The sequence below is a fragment of the Nonomuraea sp. NPDC049714 genome (assembly GCF_044465295.1).
Lineage (GTDB): Bacteria > Actinomycetota > Actinomycetes > Streptosporangiales > Streptosporangiaceae > Nonomuraea.
This window is the reverse complement of sequence record NZ_JBITLM010000010.1, coordinates 301,659-317,646: the sequence shown is the minus strand read 5'-3', so window position 1 is coordinate 317,646 and position 15,988 is coordinate 301,659. Positions and strand designations below refer to the sequence as shown.

The window sequence follows — 15,988 nt, the reverse complement described above, 5'->3', positions numbered from 1 at the left end:
TTATAGATAGTGCTACTATCCAAGTATTGGATAGCTTCCCTATCTAGAGGAGAGGTCATGTTCGTCGTCATCGGCGTACTCGTGGTCAGCCTGCTGGTCTTCCGGCTGCTGGGGGCGCTGGGCGTCCGCCGGTTCGCCACCTGGCGGGTCAGCGCCGCGCACGCGCTGGCCGCCATGCTCGTGCTCACCGCCAGCGCGCACTTCGTCCCCGCGGACGTCACCTTCATGCCCAACCACGCCGACATGGTGCGCATGGTGCCGCCGTTCGTCCCGTTCCCGAGCTTCATGGTGTACGCGAGCGGCGTGCTGGAGTTGCTGGGCGCAGCCGGGCTCGTCCTGACCGGCACCCGGCGAGCCGCCGGGATCAGCCTGGCCGTGCTCTTCGTGCTGCTGCTCCCGGCCAACGTCCACGCCGCGCTCTCCGACGCCCCGTTCGACGGCGGGACGGCCACGCCGCTGTGGCTGCGGATCCCCGAGCAGGTGCTCTACATCGCCATCGCCCTGTGGGCCGCCCGCTCCACGATGCCCGATCCGGCGCCGGCCGCCCGGGCGGATCGGCGCGCCGAGCACGCCGTCCGCGGCTGAGGGGCCAGCGCCGTCAGGTGGAGTTGACGTACTTCCTGGGCCGGAGCGCGTGCGCCCGCAGCGCGGCCAGGGCCGCGAACTGGCCGGGACGCGTCATCCGGATGGCCAGGTCGTCGCCGAAGGCGAGCTCAAGGGCGGTGAGCTGGCCGATCAGCGCCGTGATCGGGGCGGACACGTCCTCCAGGCCCGTCGCCGGGTGCCAGCCCTCGCCGCCGACCACCTCCGCGACGCGCTCACGCAGCTGGGCCGGCGACATCAGCACACCATCGGCGAGCAGCATCAGCGCTGCCTCGCGGGCCGACACCTCGAACTCGTGCTCGCCCCTGGCCAGCAGCAGCCTGGTGACCGACTCCCACATGGCCTCGGGCGAGCTGAGCAGGAACCGGCCGTGGTCGGTGAGGGCCAGCCGGGAGCCGTCGCGGCTGAGCGCGCCGAGCTCATGCTCGGCCAGTTCGCGCAGCCTGAGCGCCTCGGGCGACGGGGCCAGCCGCAGCGGCAGGCTGCCTTCGGCCAGCGAGAGCAGCCCGTGCAGGGCGGGCAGTGGTTGCGGGGTGACGGGCGCGTACAGCCGCACCTCGAAGGGCTGGGCGAGCTCGCGCCTGGCCGGGCCGCGGCCGAGCACCCAGCGGTTGAGCCGCTCGCCGTGCACGCGGTGCAGCCAGCTGTCGCCGCCCAGGTCGGTGCGGGGCTCAGTGAGCCAGCGCTGGGTCAGCGCGACCCGGTCGACGGTCTCGCCGGCGACGATGGCCAGCTCCAGCGCCGCCGAGCAGGCGACGTGCGCGCCGAGCTCTTCGGGGCCCATGATCATGCTCCACTGCAGCTCGGGCACGTCAGGCGGGAGGACGCCCGTGGCCTGGAGCGCCTCCTGGTAGGCGCCGGTGCCCACCTCCTCGCCCTCGTGGGCGTAGGCGTGCAGGATCCGCGTCGTGAGCGGCGACGTGCAGAGCGCGGCGTAGCGGTCGAGGCCGCCGAGCTCCAGCAGGCGGCCGAGCGAGTGAGCCAGCCGCTCGTGGTCGCCGCCGACTTTGAGCGGCAGCGTGTACCAGAGGAACTCGCAGACATCGAGCTGGGTCACCGTTTCCAGCGGCTCGCCGCCGGTCAGCCATTCGACAGCGGTCCTGGCGTCGTCGGCGAGGTCCGGGGCGGACCGCTCCAACTCGGCGAGAAGCGCGGTGACGTCTGGTGCACTCATGCCACGAAGTTTGCCGTATGGACCCCAGGCCTGACGATGACCGAATCCGGTGCGTATTGGGTCTTGCACAGCGACTACCCTACGAAACCACTATTTGGCGGACTGTGACCGGGTTAGATCCATCGTGTGTCGAACAACATTCTGGCCTTCCACTCAGCGTAGGGAATCAGTTCGGCCGACAGTACAGGATGCAGCCACCAGAAGTTGATCAATGCCAGCAGGGCGTAGGCACCGACGATGGCGGCCCCGAAGGTCCGCCGCGCCGGGAGCCTGCCGTCGGCGGTCTTGACCGCCGGGCCGATCAGCCATCCGGCGCACAAGGTGATGGCCAGCACCATGAACGGCACCATGGGGATCGCGTAGAACAGGAACATGGTGCGGTTGGCGGCGAAGGCGAAGTAGAACCAGGGCAGCCAGCCCACGCCGTAGGCCAGCAGCACCGCGCCCGCCCGCCAGTCACGGGTGGCGACGTACCAGACGACCAGCGCCACCAGCGCGGCCAGCGCGCCGAACCAGATGACCGGCGTGCCGACGCCGAGCACGGCCTCGGAGCAGTCCGTGGCGCCGGGGCAGGCGCCCTTCCTGCTCTCGTAGTGGAAGGCGACCGGGCGCAGCAGCAGCGGCCAGGACCACGGCTCCGACATGTAGGGGTGGGAGGTCTCCAGGCCGTTGTGGAAGGTGAAGACCTGCCATTGGTACTGCACCCAGGAGCGCGCCGAGTCGAGCACGAAGTAGAACGGGCCGGAGGAGGTGGCCTGGTCCCAGTTGCGGCCGTAGCCGAGCGCGGTGGCGAACCAGCCGGTCCAGGTGGCCATGTAGGTGACGAACGGCACGAGGGCGAAGGCGATCAGCCCGTTGGGCACGTCCTTGGACATGGCCCCCAGGTACGGGTGCCGCACACTGGCGGCGCGGCGCGCGCCGAAGTCCCACAGCAGCGACAGGAGGGCGAAGGCGACCGCGAACGCCAGGCCGGACCACTTGACCCCCATCGCCGCGCCGAGGCAGATCCCGGCGGCGATCCGCCAGGGCCGCAACCCCAGCGGGGGCCCCTGCGGCGACAGCGGCGAGGTCTCGTACCAGTCGACCAGCCGCTCCCTGGCCCGATCCCGATCGACCACCAGACACGCGAACGCCGCCAGCACCCAGAACATCAGGAAGATGTCCAGCAACGCCGTCCGCGACAACACGAAGTGCAGCCCGTCCAACGCCAGCAGCAAACCCGCGAAACACCCCAGCAACGTCGACCGCGTCATCCGCCGCGCCACCCGCGCCAGGATCAGGATCGACAACGTGCCCACCACCGCCGCCGCGAACCGCCACCCGAACGGCGTCATCCCGAACAACCACTCACCCACCCCGATCATCCACTTGCCCAACGGCGGGTGGACGACGTAGGCGGCGCACTCGCCGGCGTTCGAGGGGGTGCACTGCTGCCAGATGTCGGTGTTGCCGGCCAGGATCGCCTTGTCGGCGTCCTTGACGGGGGTGCGTTCGACGAGCCAGGTGATCAGGGAGAAGCCGTCTTTGGCGTAGTAGGTCTCGTCGAAGACGATTGCCTTGGGATGACCGAGGTTGATGAAGCGGATGATCCCGCCGAAAACGGTCACGATCAGGGGGCCGATCCAGCCCCACATCCTGCTGCCGCGCATCGGCGGGACCATCCGGTCGCGCACCGAAGGCATGCGAGGACCGCTCGGGTCAGACTCCGGCTCACCAGAGGTCTGGTACGGGAAATCGGTCACCGCCATTCGGACATCGTACGGGGCTGAAGCCGGTGGTTACCCAGGAAACACGGCTCAAAGGGGATGGCCTGCCACAATGGCCGGGTGACGAACGACGGCAGGTTGGTGCTGGCAGGAGCCCCTATAGGCCAGGTGGGGGATGTCTCGCCGAGGCTGAGGGAGGTGCTGGCCAGCGCCGACGTGGTGGCCGCCGAGGACACCAGGAGGCTGCGCAGGCTGGCGAACGACCTCGGCGTGGAGCTCGGCGGGCGCGTCGTGTCCTACTACGACGCCAACGAGGCCGGCCGGGCCCTGGAGCTCGTCGAGTCGCTCAAGCAGGGGCGCACGGTGGTGGTGATCACGGACGCGGGCATGCCGGGCGTCTCCGACCCCGGCTACCGGCTGACCCACCTGGCCGTCGAGGCGGGCATCACGGTCACCGCGCTGCCGGGGCCGAGCGCCGTCACCACCGCGCTGGCCGTCTCCGGGCTGCCCAGCGACCGGTTCTGCTTCGAGGGCTTCCCGCCGCGCAAGGCCGGCGACCGGGCCCGCCGCCTGGCCGGCCTCGCGCAGGAGGAGCGCACGATGGTGTTCTTCGAGGCGCCGCACCGGCTGCACACCTGCCTGGAGGCGATGGCCGAGGCGTTCGGCGCCGATCGGCGGGCGGCCGTCTGCCGTGAGCTGACCAAGACGTACGAGGAGGTCAGGCGCGGCGGCCTCGGTGAGCTGTCCGAGTGGGCGGCCGAGGGCGTCAAGGGCGAGATCACCATCGTGGTCGCCGGTCATGTGGCCGATGCGGGCGAGCTCGACGTGACGGCGCTCGTGGCCGAGGTCGACCGCCGGGTGGCCGCGGGCGAGCCGGCCAAGACCGCCGTCGCGGACGTGGCCAGGGGCGCCGGTATGCCCAAACGAGAGCTCTATGACGCAGTTCACAGAAGATCGGCAACGCCATAGGCTGCAAATCGTGAGGAACTGGGGGGTTTCCCGACAGAGTCTTGTCCCTGCGATGCAGGAGAGCGCTCTGTGGGGCTGGATCGGCACGCTGGCCGTGGCCGTCTTCGGCGGGATCCTCCGGTTCGTCAGGCTCGGCGAGCCCAAGGCCGTCGTCTTCGACGAGACCTACTACGCCAAGGACGCCTACGCGCTGCTCAAGTACGGCGCGGAGCGGGCCATGCTGGGCGACTCCGACAATCCGATCGCCGACAAACGCCTGATCACCGAGAACCTGGACATTTTCAAGGAGTGTCCGAGCGTCCCCGAGTGCGCCTCCTTCGTGGCTCATCCGCCGTTGGGCAAGTGGATGATCGGGGTGGGTGAGTGGTTGTTCGGGATGACGCCGTTCGGGTGGCGGTTCGCGGCGGCGGTGGTGGGCACGTTGTCGATCCTGATTCTGGCGCGGGTGGCGCGGCGGATGACGCGGTCGACGTTGCTGGGGTGTTTCGCGGGTTTGCTGCTGGCGTTGGACGGGCTGCATTTCGTGTTGTCGCGGACGGCGTTGCTGGACATCTTCCTGATGTTCTGGGTGCTGGCGGCGTTCGCGTGTCTGGTGGTCGATCGGGATCGGGCCAGGGAGCGGCTGGTCGACTGGTACGAGACCTCGCCGCTGTCGCCGCAGGGGCCCCCGCTGGGGTTGCGGCCCTGGCGGATCGCCGCCGGGATCTGCCTCGGCGCGGCCTGTGCGGTGAAATGGTCGGGGGTCTTCTTCCTGATCGCCTTCGCGGTCATGAGCCTGATGTGGGACATGGGCGCCCGCCGCGCCATCGGCCTGCGCGAGCCGTACAAGGCGACGTTCGCGCGGGACGTGCCCTCCTGGCTGGCCGCGGTCGCCGCCGTGCCCGCCGTCGCCTACGTGCTGACCTGGACCGGCTGGTTCGTCACCGCCAACGGCTGGGGGCGCAACTGGGACCAGGCCACCTCCTCGGGGCCGGCCTTCTTCGTGGTCGACTCGGTGCGGTCGTGGCTGAAGTACCACTTCGAGGTGCTCGGCTTCCACAGCGGACTGGACGACTACCACCAGAACATGTCCGACCCGTGGACGTGGCCGGTCCTGTTCCGGCCGGTGTCGTTCCACTACCCGGCCGAGCTCCCGCCGTCGGCGTGCGGGGCCGACAGCTGCTCACAGGCCGTGCTGGGGGTCGGCACCCCGGCGCTCTGGTACGGCGCCCTCCTGGCCCTGCTGGGCCTCGTCGTCTGGTACGTCGCCCGCCGGGACTGGCGGGCAGGGGCCGTGCTGCTCACCTACGCCGCGGGCTGGCTGCCCTGGGTCTACTACGCGACCGCGCAGAACCGGACGATGTACCTGTTCTACATGATCCCTCTGGTGCCGTTCATGGTGCTGGCCCTCACCCTGGTCGCCGGTCTGGCGCTGGGCAGGGCCGACGCCGAGCCGGCCAGGCGGGCGGCCGGGGCCGCCGCCGTGGGGGCGTTCGCGCTGATCGTACTGATCAACTTTTGGTGGTTGTATCCGGTTCTGTCGGCCGAGACGATCCCGCACTCGGACTGGTGGGCACGGATGCTGATGGACTCGTGGGTAGCGCCCGCACCGAAGTGACGCCCCTGCGCAGCGTGATCGCGGCCGCGATGCAGGCCAGCGGCACGGCCGGCAGCACGTAGCGGTAGTCGAACTCCGCCGTCGCGGCCGGCGCGAGCAGCAGCCCGAACGCGCCCAGCCACGGCAGCAGCACCGGGCCGCCGAACGACCGCCAGCGCACCACGATCCCGTACAGGCCGACCAGCATGATGCCGCCCAGCATGATGCCGCGCAGGTAGAACACCTTCTGGTAGCCGGACATGATGTCCGCCCACGGCGAGACGATCCTGGTCTCCGGCGGGCCGGCCTCGTAGGCGTACGCGTCGGTGTCGGTCCGGCCCTGGTAGGAGGGCCAGTTGGGCAGTCGCTTGTTGTTGCCGGTGCTGTCCAGCTCGTAGTACGGCTTGAACTCGTACATGTTGTACGTCGCGGCGTCGGGGAAGCGCGGCCGGCCCCAGTGGAAGGCGCGCAGGAAGTCGCGGGCCACGACCTGCAGATAGTCGCCGGGCTGCGACACGATCGCGCGGATGGCGAACGCGCTGGCCGCGTCGTTGGTGATGTCGGTGAACTTCTTGCCGCTGCCCCACCGGTGCAGCACCTCGCCGGTGCCCTGGCCGTCGCCGCTGCCCTGGCCCCACAGGTACCACTGGGCGTAGTCCTTGCGCTGGTGCACCGGGTCGTTGATGCACAGCAGGACCAGCTCAACCTCTTTGTACTTGTCGATGTCCATTTTGTCGCAGTCGGCGAAGATGGCCGTGCGCATGTAGAGGATGAGCCCGTCGCTGTTGGTCATCGCGAACTTGCCGAAGCTCGCCGCGAACCAGCTCATGTACGCCACCACCGGGATCGCGCACGCGGTCACCACGGCCACCACCGGCTTCCACCCGGTCCGCTTGATGAGCAGGTAGACCACCACGAGCGCGAGAATCGGCAGGCCGATCGAGCGGGTGAGCCAGGTGAGCGCCAGCAGCAGGCCGACGACCGCGCCGACCTTCCACGACATCCGCCGGTGCCACAGCACCAGCGTGATCACGCCCACGACCAGCAGCGTGAACATGGCGTCGGACATGATCAGCTGTTCGAGCTGGATCTGGTAGGCGTCGAACAGCACCGGCGCGGCGGCCAGCGTGGCGCCCCACTTCGGCAGCGCGAACTTGCGGCGCAGCAGGGCGTAGATCAGCACCGCCGTGGCCAGTCCCATCAAATGCTGCGTCAATGTGACCAGAGTGAGACTGTGGAACGGCTTGAGCAGCAGCAGCCAGAACCCGTAACCGTCGGGCCGGATCGGGTGTGGCCTGGGGTGCAACGCCACCGAGACGTACTCGTAGGAGTCGTTGAACCACATCGCCGGGCCGTAGCCGAGCATGGTGACGATCCGCAGCAGTCCGCCCAGGGCGAAGGCTGCGGCGAACACCCGATGACGGCGCAGGAAAGACCGTGCACGAGCCATCCGACCAGGGGCGGAGTAGTCCACAGGGGTAATCTCCGCGACGCTCACCATGCTGTAAAGAATGCCAGTCGTTTCCTGGACTTGCCCCGACCATTCCTGGGCACAGGGCATGATGGTGTGCTGGAAGAGCCTTAAATGAAGGGTTGAGACGTGGAACTGACGGTGGTCATGCCCTGCCTCAACGAGGCGGAGACCGTGGAAGTCTGTGTGCGCAAGGCACTGGCGTGCATGGCGGAGCACGGTATCGAGGGCGAAGTCCTGATCGCCGACAACGGCAGCACGGACGGCTCGCAGCAGCTCGCCCGTGAGGCGGGGGCCCGCGTGGTCCACGTTGACGAAAAGGGCTACGGCAATGCTCTGATGGGTGGCATCCGGGCCGCTCGCGGCACCTACGTCATCATGGGCGACGCCGACGACTCCTACGATTTCACCTCGTTGATGCCTTTTGTGGAGCAGCTCCGTGATGGAGCCGACCTGGTGATGGGCAATCGGTTCAAGGGCGGCATCGCGCCCGGCGCCATGCCCCCGCTCCACCGCTATCTCGGAAACCCGGTGCTGTCGTTCGTCGGCCGGCTGTTCTTCCCGTCGGCCATCGGCGACTTCCACTGCGGGCTGCGCGGGTTCCGCCGCGACTCGATCCTCAAGCTGCAGCTCCAGACGGGCGGCATGGAGTTCGCGAGCGAGATGGTGGTCCGCTCCACGCTGTCCGGCCTGGACGTGCGCGAGGTGCCGACCACGCTCTCGCCCGACGGCCGCTCCCGCCCGCCGCACCTGCGCTCCTGGCGTGACGGCTGGCGTCACCTGCGCTTCCTGCTTCTCTACAGCCCCAAGTGGCTCTTCTTCATCCCGGGTGTCCTGCTGATGGTGGTGGGCCTGGTCGCGGGCACCGCCCTGACCTTCGGCCCGGTCGAGATCGGCGAGCTGGCCTTCGACGTCGACACCCTGGTCGGCGCGTCGGCCGCGGTGGTGATCGGCTTCCAGGCCGCACTGTTCGCACTGTTCACGAAGGTGTACGCGGCCGAGGAGGGCTTTTTGCCCGAGTCGCCACGGGTGCGCAAGCTCATCGACATCGTCTCGCTGGAGAAGGGCCTGGTGGTGGGCGGCCTGCTGGCGCTGGCCGGCCTGGTCGGCCTGGTGATGTCGCTCGTGCACTGGCAGGTCCGCAGCTTCGGCGCGCTGGACCCGCGCGAGTCGCTGCGCCTGGTCGTGCCGTCGGCCACGGCGCTCATCATGAGCTTCCAGACGATCTTCGCGTCGCTGTTCATCAGCATCCTGGGCATCCGGCGCACCCGCGAGTCCTCCATCGACGTGGCGGCCAAGGCGGCGGAGGAGGCGGCCGAGGCCATCTCCCGCGAGGAAACCTCGGCGGGCTCGCGCTAGCGGTTCCGTTCGAGACGTGGGGCGGCGGCCCGTAGGCTTGGACTCATGTCCCAGCACATTCTGACCGCCGTCGCGTGGCCCTACGCCAACGGCCCCCGCCACATCGGGCACGTCTCCGGGTTCGGCGTGCCCTCTGACATCTTCAGCCGCTACCAGCGGATGGCGGGTAACAAGGTGCTGATGGTCTCCGGCACCGACGAGCACGGCACACCCATCCAGGTGCAGGCCGACAACGAAGGCGTCACAGCCAAGGAGCTGGCCGACCGCTACAACCGGGTGATCGCCGAAGATCTCACCGGGCTGGGGCTGTCCTACGACCTGTTCACCCGCACCACCACCAAGAACCACTACGCGATCGCGCAGGAGATCTTCAAGGGTCTCTACGACAACGGCTATATCTTCCCCAAGATCACCATGGGCGCCATCTCCCCGTCCAACGGGCGGACCCTGCCCGACCGCTACATCGAGGGCACCTGCCCCATCTGCGGCTACGACGGGGCGCGCGGCGACCAGTGCGACAACTGCGGCAACCAGCTCGACCCGATCCAGCTGATCAACCCGGTGAGCCGGGTCAACGGCGAGACCCCGATCTTCGTGGAGACCGAGCACTTCATGCTCGATCTGCCCGCCTTCGCCGAGGTGCTGGGCTCCTACCTGCAGTCCAAGCAGGGCGAGTGGCGGCCCAACGTGCTCAAGTTCGCCCTCAACCTGCTGGGCGACCTGCAGCCGCGGGCGATCAGCCGCGACCTCGACTGGGGCGTGCCGATCCCGCTCGACGGCTGGCGCGACCAGCCCAACAAGCGGCTGTACGTCTGGTTCGACGCCGTGGTGGGCTACCTTTCGGCCTCCATCGAGTGGGCCAGGCGCTCCGGCGACCCCGAGGCCTGGCGTCAGTGGTGGCAGAATCCCGACGCCCGCGGCTACTACTTCATGGGCAAGGACAACATCGTCTTCCACGCCGAGATCTGGCCGGCGATGCTGTCCGGCTACAACGGCGTGGGCGCCAGGGGCGGCTCACCCGGCTCCCTGGGCGCGCTCGACCTGCCGTCCGAGGTGGTCTCCAGCGAGTTCCTGACGATGGAGGGCAAGAAGTTCTCCTCCTCCCGCCAGGTCGTCATCTACGTGCGCGACTTCCTGGCCCGCTACGACGCCGACGCGCTGCGCTACTACATCGCCGTGGCCGGCCCTGAGAACCAGGACACCGACTTCACCTGGCAGGAGTTCGTCAACCGCAACAACGGCGAGCTCGTCGCCGCCTGGGGCAACCTGGTCAACCGGTCGGTCTCCATGGCGGCCAAGAACTTCGGCTCGATCCCCGAGGCGGGCGAGCTCTCCGACGCCGACCGGGCGCTGCTGGAGCGCTCGCGCAACGCCTTCGGCCCCGTCGGCGCGGAGCTGCGCCGCTCCCGGTTCAAGAACGCCATCACCGAGGCGCTCGACGTGGTCCGCGAGGCCAACAAGTATCTGGCCGAGCAGGAGCCGTGGAAGCTCAAGGACGACACGGCCCGGCAGAAGTCCATCCTGCACGTCGCCCTCCAGGTGGTGGACGACGCCAAGACCATGCTGACGCCGTTCCTGCCGGGCTCCTCCAACAAGGTCTACGCCATGCTCGGCGGCCAGGGCGTCTGGTCCGGCATGCCGGAGATGCGTGAGGTGGACGAGGACGGCGGCGAGCCGTACCCGGTGATCACCGGCGACTACGACGGGGCGGCCCGCTGGGAGCACCGGCCGATCAAGCCGGGCACCCCACTCGCGCCGCCCGTGCCGCTGTTCAAGAAGCTCGACCCCAAGGTCGTCAACGAGGAGCTCTCCCGCCTGGGCGAGTGAAGTCGTAGTCGGTGAGGGAGACGGCCTCGGCCGTCTTCCGCACCGACCTGGCCATCATCTTCTTCCACGGCAGATACGGCAGGACCTTGTAGTTCTTGTCCATGACCCAGGCCATGAACCGGCTCTCCGGCACCATCCACTTGCTCGCCCCCTGCCCCATCTTCTGGCAGCCGTCGGCGTAGTCGCGCATCACCCGCTCGTAGCGGGCGAACGCCGCCCGATGGTCGCCGCCGGCCGCCGCGAGCTCGCCCGCCAGCACGTACGCTCCGACGATCGCCAGCCCGGTGCCCATGCCCGACAGCGGCGACGGGCACCAGGCGGCGTCGCCGAGCAGCGCCACCCGCCCGCGTGACCAGCGGTCCATGCGGATCTGGCTGATGGAGTCGAAGTAGAAGTCCGGTGCCCGCACCATCTCGCCGAGCAGCCGCGGCGTCTCCCAGCCGACGCCCGCGAACGCCTCGCTCAGCAGTCGTCGTTGCTGGGCGACGTCGCGCCGGTCGTAGTCCAGCGGCGGCGAGGCGAACCAGAACACGGCCCTGGCCTCGGCGTTGTCCCTGGCGCTGTAGGAGCTGACCATCTTGCCGGGCGTGCTGTACGTCAGCCCGCTGTGGTCGAGCCCGAGGTGGTTGGCCGTGGTGAAGACGGCGCAGTACAGGCCCAGATGGTGGTTGTAGTCCTCCTCCGGGCCGAAGGCCAGCGCGCGCACGTTGGAGTGCACCCCGTCGGCGCCGATCACCAGGTCGAAGTGGCGCGTCGGGGCCTGTTCGAAGGTGACCTCCACCTTGTCGCCCACCTCGGTGAGCGAGGTGATGGAGTCGCCGAAGACGTAGGTGACGCCGTCGCCGGTGGCCTCGTACAGGATGCGGGCCAGATCGCCGCGCAGGATCTCCACATCCCCGGCGAACAGGTCCTCGGGCATGGCCGTCAGCTTCTTGCCCGCCTCGTTGACGCTCCACAGGGCGCCCATGTGGGTCTGCTCGCGCTCGACGTCGCCCAGGACGCCCATCCTGCGCAGCACGGTCAGGTGCGCCTCGCCGCGGAAGTCGACGGCGTAGCCTCCGTCACGCAGCTCGGGCGCCCGCTCGACGATCGTGACGGTGTGGCCGGACTGACGCAGCCAGTGGGCCAGGGCCGGGCCGGCGACGCTCGCGCCGGAAATCAGGATGTCCATGCCCGAGAGCGTGCTCGGCCCCGCTCACCGTGACCTCACCTACCGCTCACCGGTGAGCATCTCCATCGAGCGCCGCGGTGAGGCGTCGACGACCGCGGCGGAGACGCCGACCAGCCGGCAGACCTCCTCGTACTCCATCCGCGCCCCCTCCTCCCGGGCCCGCGCGAACCCTTGCTCCCCGAGCACTTCCCGCGCCACCGCACCCGTCCGCGTGTTCTCGGGCACGTCCACGCCGCGCATGGCGGCCGCCGCCCCGAGCAGGCGGGCAGCCCGCTGCGCGGCGGCGTGACCGGCGCCGCGGAGCTCCAGGGCGGCCAGGGCCTCGATCGCGCCGGCGCAGTCCGGCAGCGCGCCGATGGCGACCGCCACCTCCACCGCCTGCACGTAGGCCGTCCGGGCGGCGTCGACGTCGCCGTCGGCCTCGGCCAGCCCGCCCATCCCCACCAGCAGCCGGGTCCTGCTGCCCACGCTCTTCAGCCAGTGCGGGTCCGTCAGCCGCAACGCCTGCTCGTACAGGCCGCGCGCCCCCGCCAGGTCGCTCTCCCTGAACGCGGCGTCACCGAGCCCGCGCAGCGCCGAGGCAACATACGTCGGCAGGCCCGCCCGCCGGGCCAGCTCCGCCGCGCGTTCGTAGTCGGCTCTGGCCCCGGCCAGATCGTGGTCGATGCGCTGATCGCCCCGGTTGCAGAGCAGGTCGGCCAGTGCCTCGGTCGCGCCGAGCTGCTCGGCCAGCGCCAGCGCCTCCTCGGTGTGGGCCAGCGCGGCCCTCTCGTCGCCCCGGATGCCCGCGAGCCAGGCGAGCGCGTCGAAGACGTTCGCCGCCCCCCAGCGGTCGCCCAGCCCCCGGAATCCGTCCAGCGCCGCCACCAGCCCCTCCTCGGCGGCGGCGAAGTCACCGGCGGCCATCTGCGGGTAGGCCCAGATCAGGCCGGAGACCGCCCGCTCCCAGGGGTCCGGGCTGCCGGTCGCTCGCCCGATCACCGTCAGAGCGGCTTGGGCGTCGCTCGACCCGGCCGTGATCATCGGCCACAGGAACGTGATCAGCGGCCGCCGCCGCGAACCCGAACCGCTCACGACCATCGCCCGCGCGGCGGAAAGGTAGCGCTCCCACGAGAGAGCCTCGCCGGTGCCGCCGGCCGCCGCGGCCAGCAGGCAGAGCACGTAGTCGTCGCCGAGCGCCGGGTCGGGCTCGGGACCGGCCGCCTCCAGCAGGGCGAGCGCGGGAGCGGCGCCGATGCCGCGCATGCCGCGCATCCACAGGTAGGACGACTGGGCCGCGAGCAGTCGCATACCGAGCTCGACGGCGCCGGATTCGGCGGCCCAGCGCAGTGCGGCCTGCAGATTGTCATGCTCGGCCGTCAGCTTCTCCAGCCAGTCGAGCTGCTCGGCCCGGCGCAGGTGCGGGTCGGCCTCCTCGGCCAGGGCCAGGAAAAGCTCCGCGTGCGCACGCCGGACGGCGGGAGCCTCGGCGCCGAGCCGTTCGGCGCAGAATGCGCGGATGGTGTCGAGCATCCGGTAGCGGCCACCGGCCGCCTCGACGAACGACTTGTCGGCGAGCGAGTCGAGCACATCCTCGGCATCGTGCGGCGACCGGGCGCACACCTGGGCGCACACCTGGGCCACGGCCGCGGCGGTCGCTCCGCCGGAGAAGACCGTCAGGCGCCCGGCCATCTCCTGCTCGGCCTCCGTCAGCAGGTCCCAGCTCCAGGCCACCACGGCGCGCAGCGTCTGGTGGCGGGCGTCGGCCGTGCGGCTGCCACGCGCCAGCAACCGGAAGCGGTCCTGGCCGGCGAGGCGTTCGGCGATCTGCGCCGCCTCGTGGGTGCGCGTCCGGGCGGCGGCCAGCTCGATCGCCAGCGGCAACCCGTCGAGCGCGCCGCAGATCCGCTCGACGGTCTCGTCCGGGGTGAACCCCGGCCGGACCGCCGCCGCCCGCTCGCTGAAGAGGCGTACGGCGTCCTCGGGGGCGAGCGGACGTACGGGCCACAGGTGTTCGGCCGTGATGCCCAGAGGCTCCCGGCTCGTCGCCAGGATCCGCATCCCGGGGCAGGCGGTGAGCAGCCGCTCGGCCAGCACCGCCGCATCGGTCACGAGATGTTCGCAGTTGTCCAGGACGAGCAGCAGCGGGCGCTCTCCCACGGCGGCGATCAATCGCGCCAGCGTGGCGGGCTCGCCGCCGGGCGAAACCGCGCCCGCCGTGCCCGTGCCTGTGCCCGCGACCGTGCCTGTGCCCGTGCCCGCGATCGCCGGGCCGCTCAGGAGGCCGCTCTCGCGCACGCCGAGCGCGGCGAGCACGATCCGAGGGATGCCGGCGCCGTCGGGGAGCGCGGACAGCTCGGCCAGGCAGGCGTCCGGATGCGACCGGGCGGCCTCCACCGCCAGCCTGGTCTTGCCCGCGCCACCCGGCCCCAGCAGCGTCACCAGTCGCGCCGAGCCGAGCAGCCCGCGTACGGCCGTCACGTCCGCGTCCCGGCCCACGAAGCTGGTCAGCCTGGCGGGCAGGCCGGGCCCCGGGGTGTCGCCGCGGAGCAGGTCGCGGTGCAGCTCCGCCAGCTCGGGCGCGGGGTCGGCGCCGAGCTCCTCGGCCAGCAGCCGCCGGGTCCGGTCGAACACCACCAGCGCCTCGGCCTGCCTGCCGTCGGCGTGCAGCGCCCGCATGAGCTGGCCGCGCGGCCGTTCGCGCAGCGGGTGGTGCTCGATCAGCTCCCTCAGCTCGGGGATGGCCGCGCGGTGCGCGCCCCGGCGCAGGTCGGCCTCGATCCGGTCCTCGATCGCGGCCAGGCGCCGCTCCTCGAAAGGCACGGCGTGCGCGGGTCCGAGGTCGGCGACCGCCCGGCCATGCCACAGCGACAGCGACTCGCGCAGGAGCGCGGCGGCTCCGGCCGGGTCGCCGCCGGCGAGCGCCTGCCGACCGGCCTCGGCCAGCCGCAGGAACCGATGGGCGTCCACGTCGTCGGGGTCCACGGCCAGCCGGTAGCCCGAAGCGGCCAGTTCGACCCGGATGCCGTCGCGGCGCAGCCTGGACACCTGAGACTGCAGGGCATGACGGGCGTCGCTCGGCGGCTGCTCGCCGTACAGGATGTCGATCAGCCGGTCGCGGCCGACGATCTCGCCGGGGCTGAGGAGCAGGCACGCCACGAGCGCTCGCCTGGCCTGGCCGCCGAGGGGCACTTCGGAGCCGTCCGCGCGCCAGGCGCGGGTGCTGCCCAGGATGGCGAAGCGCATGGACGCTACTTTAGATCGCGTGAGTACGATTCCCGCCGCGCCGGAGCCGCTGTCCGCGCAGGTGTTCGACAGTCACTGCCATCTCGACATCATGGTGGGCGACCGGCAGGCGTCCTCCGGCGATCCGGTGGCGCAGGCCGCCCAGGCCGCCTCGGCCAGTGTGCGGAGCATCCTGGACGACGCGCGGGCCGTGGGGGTCACGGGCCTGGTGACGATCGGCTACGACCTGCCGTCCTCGCGCTGGAACGCCGCCGTGGCGGCCGGGCACGAGGACGTGCACGCGGGGGTGGCCGTCCATCCGAACGAGTCGCACGCCGCCACACCTGAGGCGCTGGCCGAGATCGAGGCGCTGGCCGGGCGGCCCGAGGTGCGGGCGGTGGGGGAGACCGGGCTCGACTACTTCCGCGACTGGGCGACCAGAGATGAGCAGCACGCGAGCTTCCGGGCGCACATCGAGATCGCCAAGCGCACCGGCAAGGCGCTGGTCATCCACGACCGCGACGCGCATGACGACGTGCTGAAGGTCCTCGCGTCCGAGGGAGCGCCGCCGGTGGTGGTGTTCCACAGCTTCTCCGGCGACGCCGAAATGGCCAAAAAGTGTGTCGAGGCCGGATACTTCATGTCATTTTCCGGGCCGGTGACGTACAAGAACGCCGGTTATCTGCGTGAGGCCGCGCGCGTCGCGCCCGTGGAGCTGATGCTGGTCGAGACCGACGCCCCCTACCTGCCGCCGGTGCCGCACCGCGGCAAGCCCAACGCGCCCTATCTCATCCCGCTCACCCTGCGCTGCCTGGCCGAGGTCAAGAATGTTCAACCGGATGAGCTGTGCGCGGCCATCAGCGCCAACGGAGTCACCGTCTTCGGCGAGTGGTGACCATCTTTCGGTGAAGTGACGAGGGCGGCCGGA

Annotated in this window: 11 protein-coding genes; 6 read left to right on the top strand and 5 right to left on the bottom strand. The window is 70.5% G+C overall.

What is annotated here, in order from left to right:
* Positions 1–57: 57 nt before the first annotated feature.
* Positions 58–585, top strand: a complete 528-nt coding sequence (locus ACIBQX_RS34715; protein ID WP_397012092.1) for a hypothetical protein — start codon at positions 58–60, stop codon at positions 583–585.
* Positions 586–598: 13 nt separating this feature from the next.
* Here the strand turns inward: ACIBQX_RS34715 and ACIBQX_RS34710 are convergent, their stop codons facing one another.
* Entirely contained in the window at positions 599–1,777 is a 1,179-nt protein-coding gene (locus ACIBQX_RS34710) for a hypothetical protein (RefSeq protein ID WP_397012090.1), read from the bottom strand.
* A gap of 113 nt (positions 1,778–1,890) precedes the next feature.
* Entirely contained in the window at positions 1,891–3,525 is a 1,635-nt protein-coding gene (locus ACIBQX_RS34705) for a dolichyl-phosphate-mannose--protein mannosyltransferase (RefSeq protein ID WP_397012088.1), read from the bottom strand.
* Positions 3,526–3,582: 57 nt separating this feature from the next.
* Here ACIBQX_RS34705 and rsmI point away from each other — a divergent pair, with 57 nt between their 5' ends.
* Positions 3,583–4,452, top strand: a complete 870-nt coding sequence (gene rsmI / locus ACIBQX_RS34700; protein WP_397012086.1) for a 16S rRNA (cytidine(1402)-2'-O)-methyltransferase — start codon at positions 3,583–3,585, stop codon at positions 4,450–4,452.
* 52 nt (positions 4,453–4,504) lie between these two features.
* The gene (locus tag ACIBQX_RS34695; protein ID WP_397012084.1) at positions 4,505–6,049 is read left to right on the top strand and encodes a dolichyl-phosphate-mannose--protein mannosyltransferase; all 1,545 of its coding nucleotides are present in this window, start codon (positions 4,505–4,507) and stop codon (positions 6,047–6,049) included.
* Here ACIBQX_RS34695 and ACIBQX_RS34690 read toward each other — a convergent pair.
* Entirely contained in the window at positions 5,943–7,478 is a 1,536-nt protein-coding gene (locus tag ACIBQX_RS34690) for a hypothetical protein (protein WP_397012082.1), read from the bottom strand. The genes ACIBQX_RS34695 and ACIBQX_RS34690 overlap by 107 nt on opposite strands.
* Positions 7,479–7,628: 150 nt before the next feature.
* On the opposite strand from ACIBQX_RS34690, the gene ACIBQX_RS34685 reads away from it, so the two are divergent.
* Together ACIBQX_RS34685 and metG are read left to right on the top strand one after the other, a co-directional pair.
* Entirely contained in the window at positions 7,629–8,858 is a 1,230-nt protein-coding gene (locus ACIBQX_RS34685; RefSeq protein ID WP_397012080.1) for a glycosyltransferase, read from the top strand.
* Between the two features lie 45 nt (positions 8,859–8,903).
* Positions 8,904–10,685 (top strand): methionine--tRNA ligase, encoded by a 1,782-nt coding sequence (metG, locus tag ACIBQX_RS34680; RefSeq protein ID WP_397012078.1) that lies wholly within the window; start codon positions 8,904–8,906, stop codon positions 10,683–10,685.
* Here metG and ACIBQX_RS34675 read toward each other — a convergent pair.
* Both ACIBQX_RS34675 and ACIBQX_RS34670 read right to left on the bottom strand, forming a co-directional pair.
* On the bottom strand, positions 10,654–11,856 hold the full coding sequence (locus tag ACIBQX_RS34675; protein WP_397012076.1) for an FAD-dependent monooxygenase: 1,203 nt from the start codon (positions 11,854–11,856) through the stop codon (positions 10,654–10,656). The two genes, metG and ACIBQX_RS34675, sit on opposite strands and share 32 nt — an antisense overlap.
* 39 nt (positions 11,857–11,895) lie before the next feature.
* Positions 11,896–15,081, bottom strand: a complete 3,186-nt coding sequence (locus ACIBQX_RS34670; RefSeq protein ID WP_397012074.1) for a BTAD domain-containing putative transcriptional regulator — start codon at positions 15,079–15,081, stop codon at positions 11,896–11,898.
* Between ACIBQX_RS34670 and ACIBQX_RS34665 the strand changes: the two genes are divergently transcribed.
* Positions 15,068–15,955, top strand: coding sequence for a TatD family hydrolase (locus ACIBQX_RS34665; RefSeq protein ID WP_397012072.1), 888 nt, complete (start codon positions 15,068–15,070; stop codon positions 15,953–15,955). The two genes, ACIBQX_RS34670 and ACIBQX_RS34665, sit on opposite strands and share 14 nt — an antisense overlap.
* The last annotated feature ends 33 nt before the right edge of the window (positions 15,956–15,988 follow it).

Excerpts from the sequence above, each read along its gene's own strand:
- ACIBQX_RS34675 (WP_397012076.1), bottom strand. The coding sequence starts at position 11,856 with ATGGACATCCTGATTTCCGGCGCGAGCGTCGCCGGCCCGGCCCTGGCC.
- ACIBQX_RS34690 (WP_397012082.1), bottom strand. The coding sequence starts at position 7,478 with ATGGCTCGTGCACGGTCTTTCCTGCGCCGTCATCGGGTGTTCGCCGCA.
- ACIBQX_RS34705 (WP_397012088.1), bottom strand. The coding sequence starts at position 3,525 with ATGGCGGTGACCGATTTCCCGTACCAGACCTCTGGTGAGCCGGAGTCT.
- ACIBQX_RS34670 (WP_397012074.1), bottom strand. The coding sequence starts at position 15,081 with ATGCGCTTCGCCATCCTGGGCAGCACCCGCGCCTGGCGCGCGGACGGC.
- rsmI (WP_397012086.1), top strand. The coding sequence starts at position 3,583 with ATGGCCTGCCACAATGGCCGGGTGACGAACGACGGCAGGTTGGTGCTG.
- ACIBQX_RS34695 (WP_397012084.1), top strand. The coding sequence starts at position 4,505 with ATGCAGGAGAGCGCTCTGTGGGGCTGGATCGGCACGCTGGCCGTGGCC.
- ACIBQX_RS34710 (WP_397012090.1), bottom strand. The coding sequence starts at position 1,777 with ATGAGTGCACCAGACGTCACCGCGCTTCTCGCCGAGTTGGAGCGGTCC.
- metG (WP_397012078.1), top strand. The coding sequence starts at position 8,904 with ATGTCCCAGCACATTCTGACCGCCGTCGCGTGGCCCTACGCCAACGGC.
- ACIBQX_RS34665 (WP_397012072.1), top strand. The coding sequence starts at position 15,068 with ATGGCGAAGCGCATGGACGCTACTTTAGATCGCGTGAGTACGATTCCC.
- ACIBQX_RS34715 (WP_397012092.1), top strand. The coding sequence starts at position 58 with ATGTTCGTCGTCATCGGCGTACTCGTGGTCAGCCTGCTGGTCTTCCGG.